The sequence below is a fragment of the Ohtaekwangia kribbensis genome, assembly GCF_042676245.1.
Classification (GTDB): domain Bacteria; phylum Bacteroidota; class Bacteroidia; order Cytophagales; family Cyclobacteriaceae; genus Ohtaekwangia; species Ohtaekwangia kribbensis.
Map to the genome: position 1 here is coordinate 105,959 of NZ_JBHTKA010000008.1, position 15,861 is coordinate 121,819.

Annotated in this window: 16 protein-coding genes; 4 read left to right on the forward strand and 12 right to left on the reverse strand. The window is 43.0% G+C overall.

Annotated features, from left to right (window positions below; translation table 11 throughout):
• Positions 1-45 precede the first annotated feature (45 nt).
• Positions 46-2,208 carry a TonB-dependent receptor plug domain-containing protein gene (locus ACFQ21_RS21170; RefSeq protein WP_377582314.1) on the reverse strand — a complete coding sequence of 721 codons (2,163 nt, stop codon included), beginning with the start codon at positions 2,206-2,208 and terminating at the stop codon, positions 46-48.
• Between the two features lie 345 nt (positions 2,209-2,553).
• Between ACFQ21_RS21170 and ACFQ21_RS21175 the strand changes: the two genes are divergently transcribed.
• A complete protein-coding gene (locus ACFQ21_RS21175) occupies positions 2,554-3,891 on the forward strand; it encodes an MATE family efflux transporter (protein ID WP_377582316.1) in 1,338 nt (445 codons plus the stop codon).
• A 173-nt stretch (positions 3,892-4,064) separates the two neighbouring features.
• On the opposite strand, the gene ACFQ21_RS21180 is transcribed toward ACFQ21_RS21175, so the two are convergent.
• The 6 genes from ACFQ21_RS21180 to ACFQ21_RS21205 form a co-directional block, all read right to left on the reverse strand.
• On the reverse strand, positions 4,065-4,478 hold the full coding sequence (locus ACFQ21_RS21180) for a hypothetical protein (protein WP_377582319.1): 414 nt from the start codon (positions 4,476-4,478) through the stop codon (positions 4,065-4,067).
• A gap of 98 nt (positions 4,479-4,576) precedes the next feature.
• Positions 4,577-5,779 carry an NAD(P)/FAD-dependent oxidoreductase gene (locus ACFQ21_RS21185; protein ID WP_377582321.1) on the reverse strand — a complete coding sequence of 401 codons (1,203 nt, stop codon included), beginning with the start codon at positions 5,777-5,779 and terminating at the stop codon, positions 4,577-4,579.
• A 23-nt stretch (positions 5,780-5,802) separates the two neighbouring features.
• Complete coding sequence (locus tag ACFQ21_RS21190; protein ID WP_377582323.1) at positions 5,803-6,741, reverse strand: YihY/virulence factor BrkB family protein; 939 nt, start codon at positions 6,739-6,741, stop codon at positions 5,803-5,805.
• A 12-nt stretch (positions 6,742-6,753) separates the two neighbouring features.
• Positions 6,754-7,098, reverse strand: coding sequence for a hypothetical protein (locus ACFQ21_RS21195; protein ID WP_377582325.1), 345 nt, complete (start codon positions 7,096-7,098; stop codon positions 6,754-6,756).
• Between the two features lie 11 nt (positions 7,099-7,109).
• On the reverse strand, positions 7,110-7,670 hold the full coding sequence (locus ACFQ21_RS21200) for a DUF4142 domain-containing protein (protein WP_377582327.1): 561 nt from the start codon (positions 7,668-7,670) through the stop codon (positions 7,110-7,112).
• A gap of 10 nt (positions 7,671-7,680) precedes the next feature.
• A complete protein-coding gene (locus ACFQ21_RS21205) occupies positions 7,681-8,223 on the reverse strand; it encodes a hypothetical protein (RefSeq protein ID WP_377582330.1) in 543 nt (180 codons plus the stop codon).
• Positions 8,224-8,347: 124 nt separating this feature from the next.
• On the opposite strand from ACFQ21_RS21205, the gene ACFQ21_RS21210 reads away from it, so the two are divergent.
• Positions 8,348-9,436 carry an AI-2E family transporter gene (locus tag ACFQ21_RS21210; RefSeq protein ID WP_377582332.1) on the forward strand — a complete coding sequence of 363 codons (1,089 nt, stop codon included), beginning with the start codon at positions 8,348-8,350 and terminating at the stop codon, positions 9,434-9,436.
• 397 nt (positions 9,437-9,833) lie between these two features.
• On the opposite strand, the gene ACFQ21_RS21215 is transcribed toward ACFQ21_RS21210, so the two are convergent.
• Entirely contained in the window at positions 9,834-10,466 is a 633-nt protein-coding gene (locus tag ACFQ21_RS21215; protein ID WP_377582335.1) for a porin family protein, read from the reverse strand.
• A gap of 208 nt (positions 10,467-10,674) precedes the next feature.
• On the reverse strand, positions 10,675-10,839 hold the full coding sequence (locus ACFQ21_RS21220; RefSeq protein WP_377582339.1) for a DUF1328 family protein: 165 nt from the start codon (positions 10,837-10,839) through the stop codon (positions 10,675-10,677).
• A gap of 244 nt (positions 10,840-11,083) precedes the next feature.
• Here ACFQ21_RS21220 and ACFQ21_RS21225 point away from each other — a divergent pair, with 244 nt between their 5' ends.
• Positions 11,084-11,272, forward strand: a complete 189-nt coding sequence (locus ACFQ21_RS21225) for a CsbD family protein (RefSeq protein ID WP_377582342.1) — start codon at positions 11,084-11,086, stop codon at positions 11,270-11,272.
• A gap of 472 nt (positions 11,273-11,744) precedes the next feature.
• Here the strand turns inward: ACFQ21_RS21225 and ACFQ21_RS21230 are convergent, their stop codons facing one another.
• The 3 genes from ACFQ21_RS21230 to ACFQ21_RS21240 form a co-directional block, all read right to left on the reverse strand.
• Positions 11,745-13,364 carry an NADP-dependent glyceraldehyde-3-phosphate dehydrogenase gene (locus ACFQ21_RS21230; RefSeq protein WP_377582345.1) on the reverse strand — a complete coding sequence of 540 codons (1,620 nt, stop codon included), beginning with the start codon at positions 13,362-13,364 and terminating at the stop codon, positions 11,745-11,747.
• Positions 13,365-13,369: 5 nt separating this feature from the next.
• Positions 13,370-14,020 (reverse strand): deoxyribose-phosphate aldolase, encoded by a 651-nt coding sequence (gene deoC, locus ACFQ21_RS21235; protein WP_377582348.1) that lies wholly within the window; start codon positions 14,018-14,020, stop codon positions 13,370-13,372.
• A 139-nt stretch (positions 14,021-14,159) separates the two neighbouring features.
• Positions 14,160-14,543 (reverse strand): hypothetical protein, encoded by a 384-nt coding sequence (locus ACFQ21_RS21240; RefSeq protein WP_377582351.1) that lies wholly within the window; start codon positions 14,541-14,543, stop codon positions 14,160-14,162.
• A gap of 182 nt (positions 14,544-14,725) precedes the next feature.
• On the opposite strand from ACFQ21_RS21240, the gene ACFQ21_RS21245 reads away from it, so the two are divergent.
• Positions 14,726-15,823 carry a redoxin family protein gene (locus ACFQ21_RS21245; protein WP_377582353.1) on the forward strand — a complete coding sequence of 366 codons (1,098 nt, stop codon included), beginning with the start codon at positions 14,726-14,728 and terminating at the stop codon, positions 15,821-15,823.
• The last annotated feature ends 38 nt before the right edge of the window (positions 15,824-15,861 follow it).

Below are 15,861 nucleotides of genomic sequence, written 5' to 3' on the forward strand. Positions count from 1 at the left end.
GTCCGAATGGAACGAGTCTTTGTACCCAATACTTTTTACGATCGATCAGAGATTCAACGTAGCTCCGATCATATAGACACCGGCTGTTTTATCAGTACCATAGAACTCACGGCTATCGCTGTTCAGTACGTTGCGTCCGTTAAAGAAAACACTCAATGGTTTTACCGGTGTATAGCTGATCCTGGCATTCAGCAAAAACTTGCTGTCGATTTCACCCAGACTTGCTGTACCGGTTCTGTCAGCATAGTCGTACTGGTTATGACCGGCATAGGTATAGCTACTCAGGTTGATATTGAATTTAGACGATGCTTTATAGTTACAATAGAAACCGCCATACCACGCGGGTGTATTCTCATGATCAGAATCGCTATAGGTTGGGTTGAAATTCGGTGCATTATACTCCGATAACAAGTTCTTCGTTTTTGTTTTCTGAACGGTTACAAAAGGTTTTACCTGTATCTTTTCGTTCGGCACATAATTCAGCGAAAGTGTTATACCGTGTTGCGTTAATGTTGTTGGTATATTCTGAAACTGGTATGTTTTAGGAACCACAGCCGGGTACGGAGGTGGTAATTGTGTTGGCTGTACTTCGCTTAATACGATAGCCGACAGATCATCCATGGTTTGTCTGAATATATCGATGTCCAATTGAAGTCCTTCACTCAACTGTGCACGATAGCCAAGCTCATACATTTCTACCGTTAATAACGCCAGGTCTGTATTACCAATCTGTTTTACTGTAGGTGCTGTTGGTATACCGGTGTTGATCGAGACATCCAGGTATGTATTGCCTATAAATGATCCGCTATTGGAGCGTGTAACAGCCGCGCGTATCAGGTGAAGCTTATTGATCTTGTAGGTTGTTGCCAACTCATAGGCTAAGCGTGTTTTATCAGGCGTAGAAAATTTATCAGCACGCACTGCTGCCATAATACGCCAATGCTCAGAAGGGTTAATATCCGTACGGATAAAACCTGCCCAGGTGTTAATGGAATGATCTTCATTGAGAAATCCATATATATTCTGATCCGGATTCACATATGGTGCATCGGTATAGTCTACAACCTGATAGCTTATACCAGGGGTTATCGTGTTGTTCTTGCCAAGGGTTATACCATACTCGGCTGTGGCATCAAAGGTTGTGTAGTCGTATTGACTCGGGTTGCTGCCTACATTTATATTGTCGTATCCATCTACATACGATGTGCGAATGTGCAAGCCATATACCTGTGCCGACAGGTTTGCATACCGTGAATCTGATTTATTGGTAGTGAAGTATGTTAGTTGTGTAGAGCCTCCTTGCACACCCAGGAAGACTTTTTGCACTTCATCTTTCTGCAAGCCCATGCTCAGATCGAGCGAAACATCTTCATTCGGTTTATAGGCTATAAAACCGTTGGCTCCCCATTTGTTCAACGCTTGTTCACGGTTCGGGTAACGATTGGCAGCCGATGCCTGCGGATTGGCAGATGTGTTGGTGAACAGCGTAACGGGATCTACAAACTGCTGCTGCGGTATAGAGTAATACGTATCATCAAAACGGTCGCGATCCTGGTAATTACCGGACACTATAAAACTGAATTTATCGCTGGTACGATAACCGAATGAACCATTGGCGATGCGCGTATCCGATCCATATTGCACGTTAGCGTTGGTATATACCGGCTGAGTTCCCATGCGTTTGGTAATGATATTGATTACACCGGTTACTGCGTTCGGTCCGAACAACGGAGCTGAAGGGCCGCGTACGATCTCGATACGTTCTACATCATTAATATCAATCGGCAGGCTTTCCCAAAATGTTCCACCCAGGTTGTTATTAAACACCGGGCGGTTATCGATCATTACCAGTGTAGTGAGGTTAGACTTACTGAAAGGTTGTGGTGTATAGCGCAGTGCATTATCAAATCCACGAATGTGAATGTCGTATACACCATTGGTTTGTTCGCGCACAATTACTCCGGGAGCCAGGCGTAAAGCTTCCATAATACTGGCAGACCCCGCTTTGTCTATTTCCGAGCGTGTTATAGTATAGCTTGAAAGTGGCGCGTCAAAAAGCGTCTCATCTTTTTTGGAAGCTGAATTGATGGGTACATTCATCAATTGCTCCAGCGATAATTCGTAAAGATCTTCTTCAGGTTTTTGCTCCTGTGCAAACAATGGCACGCTGCACAATGCTCCAAACAGGAGTAAGCAGGTAGGTCTCATTTTCATTTGGGTATTTTTTTTCAGCTGCAAAGATAAAGGAAACGATTTACTCCGTTTACCGTTATCGGTGCTGATTCCGTACAAACGCTACATGCGGCAGAATGTTTAAAACGCCTATATAAATCGCGACAAACTTTTTATGGCAATTGCCGCCATACGATCTGTCCGTCTGCGGGTTATGGTATATAAACAGAATAAGATTACTGTTACAGACGGAAGTATAAAATATCTTTCGGATGGAACGGACCCTGTTTTATTTCTGTATACCTGTTGTATAGCGGCTTTTTTACAGAATATTCCCTTTGGGGGAGAAACATTTTAATATTTTTGAGACCCTTTCTATACATGGAATTAAAACTACAAACCGGTTACAAACAGATTTTAGGCATGGCCATGCCGATAACACTGGCCATGCTGGTGCCGCAGATCAACTTTATTACTAACAACATTTTTCTAAGCGGCCTGGGCGAAAAGGCATTGGCATGTGCGGGTATTACCGGTGTATATTATCTCATCTTTGCAGTTATTGGTAACGGACTGAACAACGGCTTGCAGGCCTTAATCGCACGCAGGGCCGGACAAAATCTTCCGCAGGAAATCGGCAGGTTATTCTTTCATGGTATATGGGTAGCGGTTGGCGTTTCCGGTGTTGGTATTCTCATTACCTATACCCTTGCTCCTTCTATTCTGCGCGCTGTTATACACGATGCTGCTATAGCACAAATGGCAATCGACTTTCTGTATATACGCATCTGGGGCTTGCCGCTGCTATACCTATATGTTATGCGCAATGCCTTGCTTGTGGGTACAAACCAAACCAAGTTCCTGGTGTGGGGTACATTGAGCGAGGCTGTAGCAAATATATTCTTCGACTATGCTTTTATCTATGGTAAGTTCGGTTTTCCACAGATCGGGTTTAATGGTGCGGCATACGCATCCATTATTGCTGAAGGACTTGGCCTGCTGGTAATCTATGCAGTAATACACTTAAAGGGCATGCACCGTAAGTTTGCATTCTTCAGCCATGCTACATTTGATGCCTCTGTTTTTAAAATTATACTGGTTCAGTCTTCTCCGCTGATAGCGCAATATGCTATCAGCATCGCGAGCTGGGAGTATTTCTATATACTTATCGAACATCATGGAGCGCGTGCACTGGCTATATCCAACACCATGCGCAACATCTTTGGACTGTTCGGTATATTTTCATGGGCGTTTGCTTCCACTACCAATACGATGGTGAGTAACATTATCGGGCAGGGACGTCAGGAAGAAGTTATCGCATTGATCAAACGCATTGCAGGTATAAGCTTCTCGATATCCAGTGTAATATTTATTATACTCAATTTATTTCCGGAGTGGTTCCTGTCATTCTATGGTCAGGGCGATGCATTTATACAGGATGCTATACCTGTAGTACGCGTTGTATCGCTGGCGCTGTTATTCATGTCGTTTGCAACGGTGTGGTTAAATGCTGTTACCGGAACCGGCAACACGGTGGTAAACCTTACCATTGAATTGATCACCATTGTAGTCTATAGCGTCTATTGCTATATCGTGCTCGAATATCTGAACCTGCCGATCACCTGGGGTTGGGGCTCCGAGTGGGTATATTGGATATCGATGTTCTCGATGGCCTATCTATACCTGCGCTCAGGGAAGTGGAAGAATAAGAAGATATAGCGGAATAGCTGCGAGTTGCGAGCTTTGAGCTGCGAGTTGCGAGCTTTGAGCTGCGAGAAAAAAGCTGCTGGCTTCAGGCTACCGGCTGCAAGTTTATTTGAGCAAGCGAAACGTTACTTTGCTACTGTATTGAAACGCTATATACAGACAATCATCTGGCAGCTCGCAGCTATTTAAGATTTGGTCGCAGAGAGGTACGGCTTTATCTCCAGGTATATGCGCTTGTACTCGCGCCTGGTGTCTTGTATCGAGTTTTTGATGCGCATCATGGAATTTGTATTCCAGTTTTTACCGGACTGTACAAATTCTTCAATGCTTTTTTCAATGCGATCCCGGTGCTGCAACAACTCACGTGTTGCTTTATCGATAGGGTGTTTGGACTTGGGCGATACGATCATCCGTTTTTCATCGAGCGTGCGTATCGTCTGGTTAATGGTGTCGCGAATCTGGATAAGCGATTTTGAAATCACCTCACGTTCCAACGCTATATCAACGGAATCTCTCTTGTGTATTTTATCAGTCTGGCTATAGCTCACAGCAGTAAGCAAAACCATTGCAACTACCAATGTGGTTTTAACTGTTTTCATACCATACTGTAGAATAAATTACAGTGCCTGAGCAAGGGGTTGTTTCAGCAGATATGATGTGGTTTTCATGAGCAACGTATTCTACAGTTTTATACATTCTAGCGGTCAAAACTAAATATAGCTGCGTCTTTATTTTTTCGGTCGCTCAGCAGGTCGGTAATGATCTCCGCGGCAATTTCACTGAAGGTTATTCCATTGCCTCCGAATCCCAAAGCAAAATAGGTGTTGGACCGCTGCCGGATGGAGCCGATATAGGGTAAACCATCTTTCGTGTTGCAAAATGTACCAGCCCATTCAAAGTCTGGCTTGAAATTTATATCCGGAAAGAGCTTACCAAAGGCCTGCTGTAGTTGTTTCGTTTTCAAAGGCAATTTGGCATCGCGCTTATCGGGGTTGTAGAACTTATCGTCTTTGCCGCCAATAAGTATGCGATTATCGGATGTCGTGCGCAGATACAGATACGGCTGTGCTGTTTCCCAGATAAGACTGTTCTTATACCAGAATTTACCTTTTTCGAATGGCTCGCTGATAACTGCATACGTTGAATATAGTGTCTCAACTTTCTTTGGAATGTAGTTCTGTGATTCATAGCCGCAGCAAATAATCAGTTTACGGGCTGTGATGGTGTAGCCGGTATGCGTCAGCAACTGTACCGATCGTTTACGGTGTTTTATGCCCGTCACTTCCGTACCGTCATATACCTGTAATCCCTTTCGCATGGCCGAGTGGATTAATGAATGCGTAAGTCTGTAAGCATCCATCTGTGCACCATCGCGCGACAGTATACCGGCCGGGGCACGGAAAGTATATTTATCACGGATATCATTTTCCGCAAGCAGTTCTACTTCGGAAATACCGTATTGCTTTCGGAGTATATACTCCTTCTCCAGATCGGCTACATCACTTTTATACGATGCAAACTGAAAGCTTGGTTTGGTAATAAACTCCACGTGTTTAAAGTTTGAGGCAATTTTGTGAAGCTTGGTGATGGATAGCAGACAAAGCTCATAACTGCGCACGGCATTTCGCTCGCCCACCATACCGATAAGCTTATGCATCGGAGTATCAATTTCATATTGAAGCAGGCACGTGCTCGCGGCTGTACTTCCCTGCCCTACATGTCGCTTGTCAACAATGGCCACTTTAAATCCGGCCTTGCACAAATAGTAAGCGACAATAGCGCCGGTTATGCCGGCTCCCATTACCACCACATCAGTATGAACAGATTCATTCAGAGACGGATATGTTTTTACTATGCCATGTTTTAGCAGCCAGAACGGGTAGTGCGATCGCAGGTCCATAAAGTATAGTATAACAAAAAAGCTTAGTGTGATATCGGTGAAAAGATCTGTTGATCAGTCGGCAATTCCTTTGCCTCACGTTTTATAATAAATACAGCTGTATCGTCGGGGATTATACCCGAGCCATGATTGAGTGTATATACTTTCGTAAACTCTGCTCCATAAAAGAGTATAATGGATGTATAGTATACCCACAGCAGCAGAATAATAATGGAAGCAGCTGTTCCGTAGGTTACGCCTATGCTGGAATTTGCCACATAAAAACTGATCAGTGATTTACCAATCAGAAAGAGTAAGGAAGTAAAGCCCGCCCCTACAAATGAATCGCGCCATCGAATGGTAGCATCGGGTAATACTTTAAAGATAATAGCAAACAAACAGGTAATCACCGCCAGTATGGATAGGAGGTTAAGTCCCTGGAATATATACACCGAGAGATCACTAAAGTAATGCTCCATCTTCTCATGCAGCAGATCCAGCACAGCATTGATTATGAGCGATACCATCAACAGGAAGCCCAAACCAATCAGCAATGAAAATGAAATGAGACGATTGATAATGAGTTTCACGAAGCCGCGCTTGGGCTTTGCGCGGATAGACCATATATAGTTAATGGAATCCTGCATCTCGGTAAATACACCCGTTGCTCCTACCAGCAGTACAGCAAACCCGATCAGTGCTCCGGAAGTACCTAACTGCGACTTCTCTATATTCTGGATAATCTCCTGTATCTGCAAAGCTGCAGAATTACCTACCAGGCCGTTGATCTCACCATATATCTTTCCCTGAACAGCCTCACGCCCCCAGAATATACCGGCCAGCGAAATAATGATGATCAATATAGGGCCCATCGAAAATATAGTATAGTACGAAAGCGAAGCGCTTAACTTCATGCCGTTGTCCTGAATAAATTCAGTGCCGGCCCGTTTAAGTACATTCCATATTTTAATGAGCAGTTTCACCTGAAACCAGCTTTACTTTTTAGAAATATCGAGTTGCTTGTGTATCTCCTCAACATCGACAATAAGTTTTGCTACGGCCGGATCAGCGTATGCTCCATAGGCATCCATCAATGTTCCTTTTGCACCGTCATTGGCTTCTATTACATAGAGTATAGAGTTATCGTCCGGGTTGCTGATACCTTCGAACCGATAGAAATTAACCACCTTCAAATCGTGTGGCGAATAAATTTTCTCTGTCTCCAATGATTTCAGGCCACCATCCTGTGCCTTGAAATTTTCAACATAACCCTGCTCTATCATTTTATCGAGGCAAGCCTTCAGGGTTCGCATCTGTGGTATAGGAGTTGTCTGTGCCATAATATTTTTTTTTAGTTTTTAGAAATCTGATTATCGAAATCAACAAGATTATCCTGTATCGCACGGGCATGTGGTAGTGCACCGTTGAGCCAGGTCTTAATATTCATGTCGTTCGTTCGCGAGCCATACGATTCCATTTCGCTGATCAGTTTTTTATTCCTGTCGCGAATCTCCTTGCTCCATTTCGAATCGAACTCACTTGGTTTTTCATCGAGCAGTCTGCGAACATCCTGGGTAGCATTTACAGTCGCTTCTTCCGGTATACTAATCACATGTGCCGAAGCATACGATTCAACTTCATCCAATAAATTCTGTAACTCGGGCTTCACTCGTTTTGCTGTAACCGCTGCGCTCTTCGAATTCTTCTCTACCGCTACATCGGCAAGTGCTATCAATGTATGCAGCGCATTTACTGTTTCGAGTACAAACTGCGCGTCTTTTTCGTCAGCTGCATTCTCGAATTTTTCCTTGTTCTTTTCTTCTGCAATTTCTTTGCTTTCCTTGGGCTGATTGCAGGCATTAAATAGTGTAGCCAGGCAAGCCAGCATCAGTGTCGTTACTGTATGTCTCATAACTATAACATCAATATGCGTATGTATTTGTAATGGATCGATAGGTGTTCAGCGAAGCATGTGAAGACTCCAGCGCTATGCGATGATCGAGTAAACGCTGGCGTGTGTCATCAGAAATTGTTTTTGCCGTATTGATCACCTGGTTGCAACCGTTGATTACCATTTCATCCATGGCTTTGCAACAGGACACTATACTATCAACAGGCTTGGCGGAAAATATGGACCGGAAGTGCATCCAGATCAGAAACGTCTTGCCCACAAAAGATGTACATCCGTGCAGCAAGGTACCAACCGGTTGATGGGTGCCGAGTTCGTTTACCAGCTCACGGATATTTTTTCGGCTTTGCTGTACATGCATCGCCAGAAACGTAGCTGCATTCAATGAGAGTTTCAACTGATTTAGTAAATATATAGCCAGCTCGTAACAAGCAATGCGATCGTAATTTAACCTGATGAGTTTGTTCAGGTATTGTATATATCCGGCATTCTTCATAATCCAGTTCCTCCCTTCTACTTCGAAAAGAACTATGCCCTGCCACACCTTGTACGCCACCCTGTTCAGTGTAGAAACGATTCCTCAAAAAACGCTTTAAAAAGTCCGTTAGCTAAAAAATACCAGTTGGTAATCGCAACATATAGGGGCATAAATTTTACAGTACATACAGCATTTATATATTATGACTATACAAAGCGACAAGCACCCCTTTTATCAGCGTCTGTGCCTGAACCTGATTACTGTTACGCTATTCGGCACCCTTTTATATATCGGGCAAGATATATTGTTACCCTTATTTTTTTCCATGCTGCTGGCCGCCCTGCTGTTGCCGGTAGTGAATTTTCTGAAGCGAAAAAAGTTAGGGCACACGCTTGCCATTACGCTTTCGCTTACCGTTTCGCTTGTGCTCATCTTCGGTATATTTTACTTTCTTACTACGCAAGTGTTGAATTTCCTCGATGATTTCGAGATGATCAAGAAAAAAATAACCGAGCTCGCATTAGGCATGAAGCAATGGGTGTCCAAAAATTTCCATGTGGGTATACGTAAACAAAATGAATACTTGCAGGATACCGCCAAAGAAATTACTACGTCCGGTCCCAAACTGGTGAGTCAAACCTTTCTATCGCTTACCGAACTAGGTTCATACCTGCTGTTTATACCGATATATACCTTTCTGTTATTATACTATAAAACGTTGATTCGAAAATTTCTGATCGAACTTTTCAAGAACGGTAGCGAAGAAAAAGTTATATCGGTGGTGCATAATTGCCAGGCGGTGGCGCAGTATTATGTAACCGGACTTTTAATTGAGATGACTATTGTGTTTGGACTGAATGCCGCGGGGTTTCTTATTCTCGGAATCAAGTATGCTATTTTTCTGGCGTTGATTTCGGCACTGCTTAACCTGATACCCTACGTGGGGATGCTCATCGCCAATTTATTCTGCATACTCATTACGCTTATATCTTCACCGGACATGAGCGATATTTTTTGGGTTGCCGCGATTCTGAGTGGCGTTCAATTGATCGATAACAATGTATTGCTACCATGGATCGTAGGCTCGAAAGTACGCATCAATGCACTGGTAACTATTCTCGGTATATTGATAGGAGGAGCGCTGTGCGGTGTGCAGGGTATGTTTCTCGCTATACCGGGTGTGGCCGTACTGAAAGTAATATCAGACCACGTTGATTCTCTGAAACCGTGGGGAATTGTAATGGGCGACAACGAGAAATCGAAGAAAGAAGGAGGCAGACTAATTAAGTAGCTGCAAATGAGACATACTTGCCCTGAGCTGTGAGATGCGAGCTACGACTGTGAGAGGAAAGGCAGCTGATTACTGGCTACAAGAAAGAGTATAGCTACGCCCAAGTACCTACAAACGTATCGAAGTATGGTGCACGAACCGCATCATCCTTTTATTTTATATAGCATAAGAATGAACACAGTATATGCGCGTTATACGCTGATGGAGGACATTGATAACTAAACACTACGCGATACAAATCATACAGTCGTATTGCCGATCGGTATATACACACAGCATTCAGTACATCTATATACTTGACTATTGCAATTATCAACAAAACATCACGTATACTAACAAAAAAAAGAAAAGCCCAGGTTGTTAGGCCCGGGCTTTACCGCTTTAAATTAACCTCATCTTATGGATGATGATTCAGATTGAACGCCAGGTATAACTGGGCAAATGAGTTTTTAGAATCGCCCACCAATGCCTCCGCAGCATCGCTGTCGGCAATTTTTGCAAGACCGTAATTATAGCGTGCACCAACTTGTGCAGGGCCGAAATTAAAACCTATACCACCCACAAGACCGTAGTCAAAAGATCTGAAGTTATCTTTGTCAAGATCGTCACTACCGTTTCCAAGATCACCCTCTGTTGTAATGTTCGCACCCAGCAGGTATGATCCGTATGCACCGAGGTGTATATCTACCGATTCGCCCAGTTTAAATACAGCGAGTACAGGTAAATCCAGGTAATTTAAATTGAATTTTGTTTCCTGATCAACAAATCCGTCTGTTACGAATTTTGAACCTTTTGTGGAGTACAGCAATTCTGCCTGCAGACCAAAAGCTTCTGTAGATATGATCTCACCAAACAGACCTACGTTAAAGCCATATCTTGCATTTTCATCGTCCACATCATCCACGTACATGTTACTTACGTTCAAACCACCCTTAATACCAGCTCTTCTATCCTGAGCGAAGGAGGTAACGGTAGATGCTATTGTAAATATCCCCGCAACCAACAAGATGTGTCTTAGTTTTGTTTTCATAATGTTTCAAAGTTTACTAGTCAGGTAAAAATTACTGTGCCATGAAGGGTTTTACATGAGCGTTAGCTACATAGCTTGAAAGTCTCGTACAAACCCATCCACACATATACCCCATGTGTGGAGTATTCTTACGAATTATACCGGTATAAATAAAAAATCCACCGCATGTCCGTATGCAGTGGATTTTATTTGAACGGAACATCTGCCTCTAACTTCGTCTGAAGCCGCCCGCAATGAGCGACACGAGGAAGATAACGATCGCAATAAAGAAAATGATTTTAGCTGCATACGCGGCACTCGCTGCTATGCCACCAAAACCAAAAATAGCCGCAATTATGGCTATTATTAAAAAGATGATTGTCCAGCGTATCATAATATTATAGTTTAATTGTGCAATGTATTGGTAGTATGAAATCGTGCCTGCGTATATACTTCGTACTAAGCGTACCTGCTACACACCTTAATTTATAGTATACATCAAAAAATTGCTGTAGATGTTTATACCCAAAGCCTCGCCCCGTTCAACATATATAGCTATACTTTACTTGTACAGACCATGCAATTACATGGTGGCATAACCTTTTCTGTAGCTAAGGCATAATTTAAACACTACTATTATGGCAACGAAACTTGATATAAAAGGTAAATGGAATGAGGTTAAGGGAAAGCTGAAACAAAAATACGGAGAGCTTACGGATGACGACCTGATGTTTACATCCGGCAAAGAAGATGAGCTTTACGGCCGTCTGCAGCAAAAGCTAGGCAAGACAAAAGAAGAGGTGAGAAAACTTATTGAGGATATCTAATTTGTTACCCCAACACACGTTCTCAATTTTACACACACGAGTGGAACAGTTTGTCTAGGTCATTTTTGGGAAGTTATAGGTTACTCATGTGTCACCACAGCATGATGAACCGGTAACTCCCAAAAGTGCACCTTCATCGGAAATATATCTGTAGGCAATGGCAGAGCAATGTGCAGCATGAGATACGCTTACGGATAGATCTATGAATTTTACTTCGTCATGTCGCTATAGTTGAAAAAGTAAAGATCCGGGCTGTTGCTAACACGTTAGTAGCGGCCCTTTTAATGAACGGTTTATGAAAGGTAGAATTATAACAATGCTGATTGCTCTGTCTATGCTTGGGGTAATCCTCGGCCTGCAGTTTGTACATACCTGATACCTGGTCGCACAATCATTAACTATATATATAACAGAGGTTGCCCTTTTACAAAGGCAACCTCCCGTTTTTATAAGCGCTGTGTAAATTCAGGTTTTAGAAAATATAGTCTGTACTTAAAAAGGCAGACTCACGGTTACGAATAATGTTACTGATAATTTGCTTGTTGCTGTCGGTGTTCTTGGTGGCAACCAGGGTTCGCATGGAGAATACACGTAAAGCATCCGCGATGGAAAGTGTTCCTTCTGCAGAATCTTTTCTTCCATTGAACGGGAATGTATCCGGTCCGCGCTGACTCTGCGCATTGATATTGATACGACCAAGCTGATTCACAAACGCATCAATAAACTTGGCTATATTTCTGGAATCCGTTCCAAATATACTTACCTGCTGGCCATAGTTGGAGTTTATCACATAGTCGATAGCTTCATCGTCATCATCAAACGGAACGATCGGCACTACCGGACCAAACTGCTCTTCACTATACAAGCGCATCTTGCTGTTAACCGGATATACCACTGCCGGATAGAAGAATGAGTTCATTGACTCGCCACCATTTTCATTTATAACAGTAGCGCCATGTTTCTTAGCATCTTCTACCAGTTCGCGCAAGTACTCTACTTTACCAGGTTCCGGCAGCGGTGTAAGAGAAGCGCCATTGTCCCAAGGCATGCCCGGCTTCAATTTCTTTATAGCAGCATTGAATTTTTCGAGAAACGAATCAAGTATAGAACGATGTACAAAAAGAATTTTCAGTGCCGTACAACGTTGTCCGTTAAAGGAAAGACTTCCGGTTATACATTCACTCACCGCATTATCTATATCAGCATCGTGTAGTACAATGGCCGGGTTCTTGGCATCAAGTCCCAATATAGATTTGAGGCGATGTGGCTTCGGATGTAATCGTTTCAGATCGTTCGCACCTTTATTGGTACCTATAAATGCAAACACATCTATCTTACCAGTTTCCATCAAGGCTCCTACTGTCTCGCGACCTCTTCCATATATAATATTAATAACGCCTGGAGGAAAATTATCGCGGAATGCTTCGATGAGCGGGCGAATCAGCAACACACCAAATTTAGCGGGCTTAAATACTACGGTGTTACCCATAATCAACGCAGGTATAAGCGTTGTGAATGTCTCATTGAGCGGGTAATTATAGGGCCCCATGCAAAGCGAAACACCGAGCGGCACACGTCTTATCTGCGCCATGAAACCCTGCTCTTCAATAAGCTTGGCCGAATTACGATCAAGATCTTTATAGGCTTTTATCGTATCTACTATATAATCGCAGGTGCGATCAAATTCTTTTTCAGAATCTTTTAGTGTTTTACCAATCTCCCACATCAGTAATTTTACAACAGCAGTACGCTGTTCGCGCATGGCCGCCAGAAATTTTTCAACGTGTTCAATACGCTCCGTTACACTCATGGTTGGCCACAGGCCTTGTCCTAAATCGTAAGCTTTTACAGCAGCATCCAATGCTTCAAGTGCTTCGGTTGATGTTAACAGCGGTGTACTGCCTATTATTTTTTGTTTATAACTGCCGTTCTCTTTTATAAACACAGGGCTCAGCACGGGATTAAGACTGCCTGCCCACGTTTTCATTTCACCATTGATCAGGTATTCGCGTTGTTCAATCGTTTCAGAAATTTTGTACGCATCCGGAATAACATCCTCTTCCGGAAAAACATTTGCTAAGATTTGACTCATTATACTTATAGGGTTGGTTGGACTATATTTACTGCTGATGACGTACCGATGCGTGTTGCACCCGCATCGATCATACGTTTGGCATCATCAAAAGTTTTTATACCACCTGATGCTTTTATACCTACAGCAGGCGGTAAATTTTCACGCATTAAAGCTATATGTTCGGCTTTGGCACCCGATGGCGCAAACCCGGTTGATGTTTTAACAAAATCGGCACCGGCATCAGCACATAGCTTACACGCTTTTTTTATTTCTTCATCAGAAAGATACGCAGTCTCAATGATTACTTTCAAAAGTTTATGATTGTCGTGTGCCAGTTTACTGCATTTGGCTACTTCAATTTTTGTCCATGGTAAATTCGTTTTAAAAGATGTCACATTCCACACTACATCGATTTCATCAGCACCGTTATCGACTGCGCGCTGCATCTCATCTAATTTAGTCTCGGTCATATTATACCCTAACGGGAAGCCCGCTACCGTTACCAGTAAAATTTTTGCAGTTCCTATTTCACGTTTGGCTCGCTTTACCCAGAAAGGTGGAACACAGATTCCCAGAAGGCTAAGTCGTTTAGCATCTTCAACAAGTTTATCTATATCACCGATGGTAAGTGTTGGACTTAAGTTGGTGTGCTCTATATAACTGGCGAGGTTCATTACTGCAAGTACTCGCTAAAAAAATCAAATCACAAGCTGATTAGTTCCACAACGGTGCAACATTATTATTTATAGGGCCCTATATAAAACAAAACAACCCATAGCGAATGGGTTGTTTATCATAGATATACCTGTAAATTTAGTGGCGGATACCACACACTTTGCAATACTTCATTTTTCCGGGTGGTCTCTTTTTAGGCGGACGTTTATGACCAAAATACATGGGGTTTGTATACTGTGGCTTCATGAGATTCTTTTCATTCTTACGAATGGTCTTTACCGTTTCGCGCATGCGTGCTTCAAACTCATCCTGCGACTCGTATGTAGGACCACCACCTTTCTTTCTGCTCTTGCGCGATTTCTTCGGCCCGTATTCTTTCTTGGGATAATAAGGCTCTTCGCCTGGTTCAAGCGTGGTAGGTGCGTTCTGCTCGGTATTGGCAGACCTTCTGCGCTTCTTTTTCGACTGTGCGAATGTTGAGAATGCTAATGCAAGCAGAAGCAAAGTGATTAGTATACGCATAAAATGGATTACAAAGATATAACTGTTAATGGTACCTGAATCGTATTCAGCAACCGACTGAAGGTCTTTTAAGGCGATCAAACGAAATGCCTAACCGGTAAATTTTAAGGAGACACTCTTCTATTCGACAAAAATAACTTTTAATTAACTTTAAGATACTTAAAACAAACAACCCTTTCGCCATGAAGTCCCTGTTTTTACTCATTCTGGGTCTTTTTTCCCGGCTGGCATTGGCCGCAGACCCCACCCCGCTGGAAATAGGAGCCAAAGCTCCTGCATTTTCGTTGCCGGCAACCGATGGTAAAACGTACACCCTCGATGATTTCGCCCGCTACAAAATACTCGCTATAGTCTTCACGTGTAACCACTGTCCTACGGCACAAGCATATGAAGACCGCATCAAGCAGCTTGTTACAGACTATAGCAGCAAGGGCGTAGGTATTGTTGCTATATCACCCAACGACCCGCAGTCGGTGCGTCTGGATGAACTGGGCTATACCGACCTGAGCGATTCATTCGAAGAGATGAAAATTCGTGCGAAGAATAAGCAGTATAATTTTCCGTATCTCTACGATGGAGAGACCTCAGCTATATCCCGTCAATATGGTCCGCAGGCCACACCTCACGTATTTATATTCGATGATAAACGCACGCTTCGCTATACAGGCCGCATCGATGATGGTGAAAAGCCGGGCACTGCCAAAACACATGACACGCGTAATGCATTGGATGCTTTACTGGCAGATAAACCTGTGCCGGTAGAAAAAACAAAAACATTTGGCTGCTCCATTAAGTGGCCTGATAAACGAGACTATGCTAACAAGGCAACCGAGGAGTGGGCTAAAGAAAAAATAGCAATTGATGAGCTGGATATAGCCGGTATAAAACAACTGCTTAAGAACGATGGTATAAATTACAAGCTCATCAACGTATGGGCTACCTGGTGCGGACCCTGCGTTACGGAGTTTCCGGAATTTGTAAACATGAACCGCATGTATCGTAACCGTGAATTTGAATTGGTGACGATAAGTCTGGATGACATTAACCGAAAGCCGAATGCCCTTAATTTCCTAACTAAGAAGCAAGCCTCCATGAAGAACTATATCTTTAAAGGTGACAAGTATGCTTTTATGGAAGCACTTGACAAGAAGTGGGAGGGTTCGCTTCCGTATACTTTATTTGTTGCCCCGGGCGGCAAAATTATTTATGGCAAACAAGGATTGATCGAGCCGCTTGAACTGAAAAAAATTATTGTTGAAAATATAGGTCGTATTTACTAATATTATAGATAGTGCCTCTGTTATCATTGACAGAGGCA

Bases quoted from the DNA above. Each gene is read 5' to 3' on its own strand.
- ACFQ21_RS21210 (WP_377582332.1), top strand. From the start codon at position 8,348: ATGACTATACAAAGCGACAAGCACCCCTTTTATCAGCGTCTGTGCCTG.
- ACFQ21_RS21220 (WP_377582339.1), bottom strand. From the start codon at position 10,839: ATGATACGCTGGACAATCATCTTTTTAATAATAGCCATAATTGCGGCT.
- ACFQ21_RS21195 (WP_377582325.1), bottom strand. From the start codon at position 7,098: ATGGCACAGACAACTCCTATACCACAGATGCGAACCCTGAAGGCTTGC.
- ACFQ21_RS21215 (WP_377582335.1), bottom strand. From the start codon at position 10,466: ATGAAAACAAAACTAAGACACATCTTGTTGGTTGCGGGGATATTTACA.
- ACFQ21_RS21170 (WP_377582314.1), bottom strand. From the start codon at position 2,208: ATGAGACCTACCTGCTTACTCCTGTTTGGAGCATTGTGCAGCGTGCCA.
- ACFQ21_RS21200 (WP_377582327.1), bottom strand. From the start codon at position 7,670: ATGAGACATACAGTAACGACACTGATGCTGGCTTGCCTGGCTACACTA.
- deoC (WP_377582348.1), bottom strand. From the start codon at position 14,020: ATGAACCTCGCCAGTTATATAGAGCACACCAACTTAAGTCCAACACTT.
- ACFQ21_RS21185 (WP_377582321.1), bottom strand. From the start codon at position 5,779: ATGGACCTGCGATCGCACTACCCGTTCTGGCTGCTAAAACATGGCATA.
- ACFQ21_RS21175 (WP_377582316.1), top strand. From the start codon at position 2,554: ATGGAATTAAAACTACAAACCGGTTACAAACAGATTTTAGGCATGGCC.
- ACFQ21_RS21245 (WP_377582353.1), top strand. From the start codon at position 14,726: ATGAAGTCCCTGTTTTTACTCATTCTGGGTCTTTTTTCCCGGCTGGCA.
- ACFQ21_RS21225 (WP_377582342.1), top strand. From the start codon at position 11,084: ATGGCAACGAAACTTGATATAAAAGGTAAATGGAATGAGGTTAAGGGA.
- ACFQ21_RS21180 (WP_377582319.1), bottom strand. From the start codon at position 4,478: ATGAAAACAGTTAAAACCACATTGGTAGTTGCAATGGTTTTGCTTACT.
- ACFQ21_RS21230 (WP_377582345.1), bottom strand. From the start codon at position 13,364: ATGAGTCAAATCTTAGCAAATGTTTTTCCGGAAGAGGATGTTATTCCG.
- ACFQ21_RS21240 (WP_377582351.1), bottom strand. From the start codon at position 14,543: ATGCGTATACTAATCACTTTGCTTCTGCTTGCATTAGCATTCTCAACA.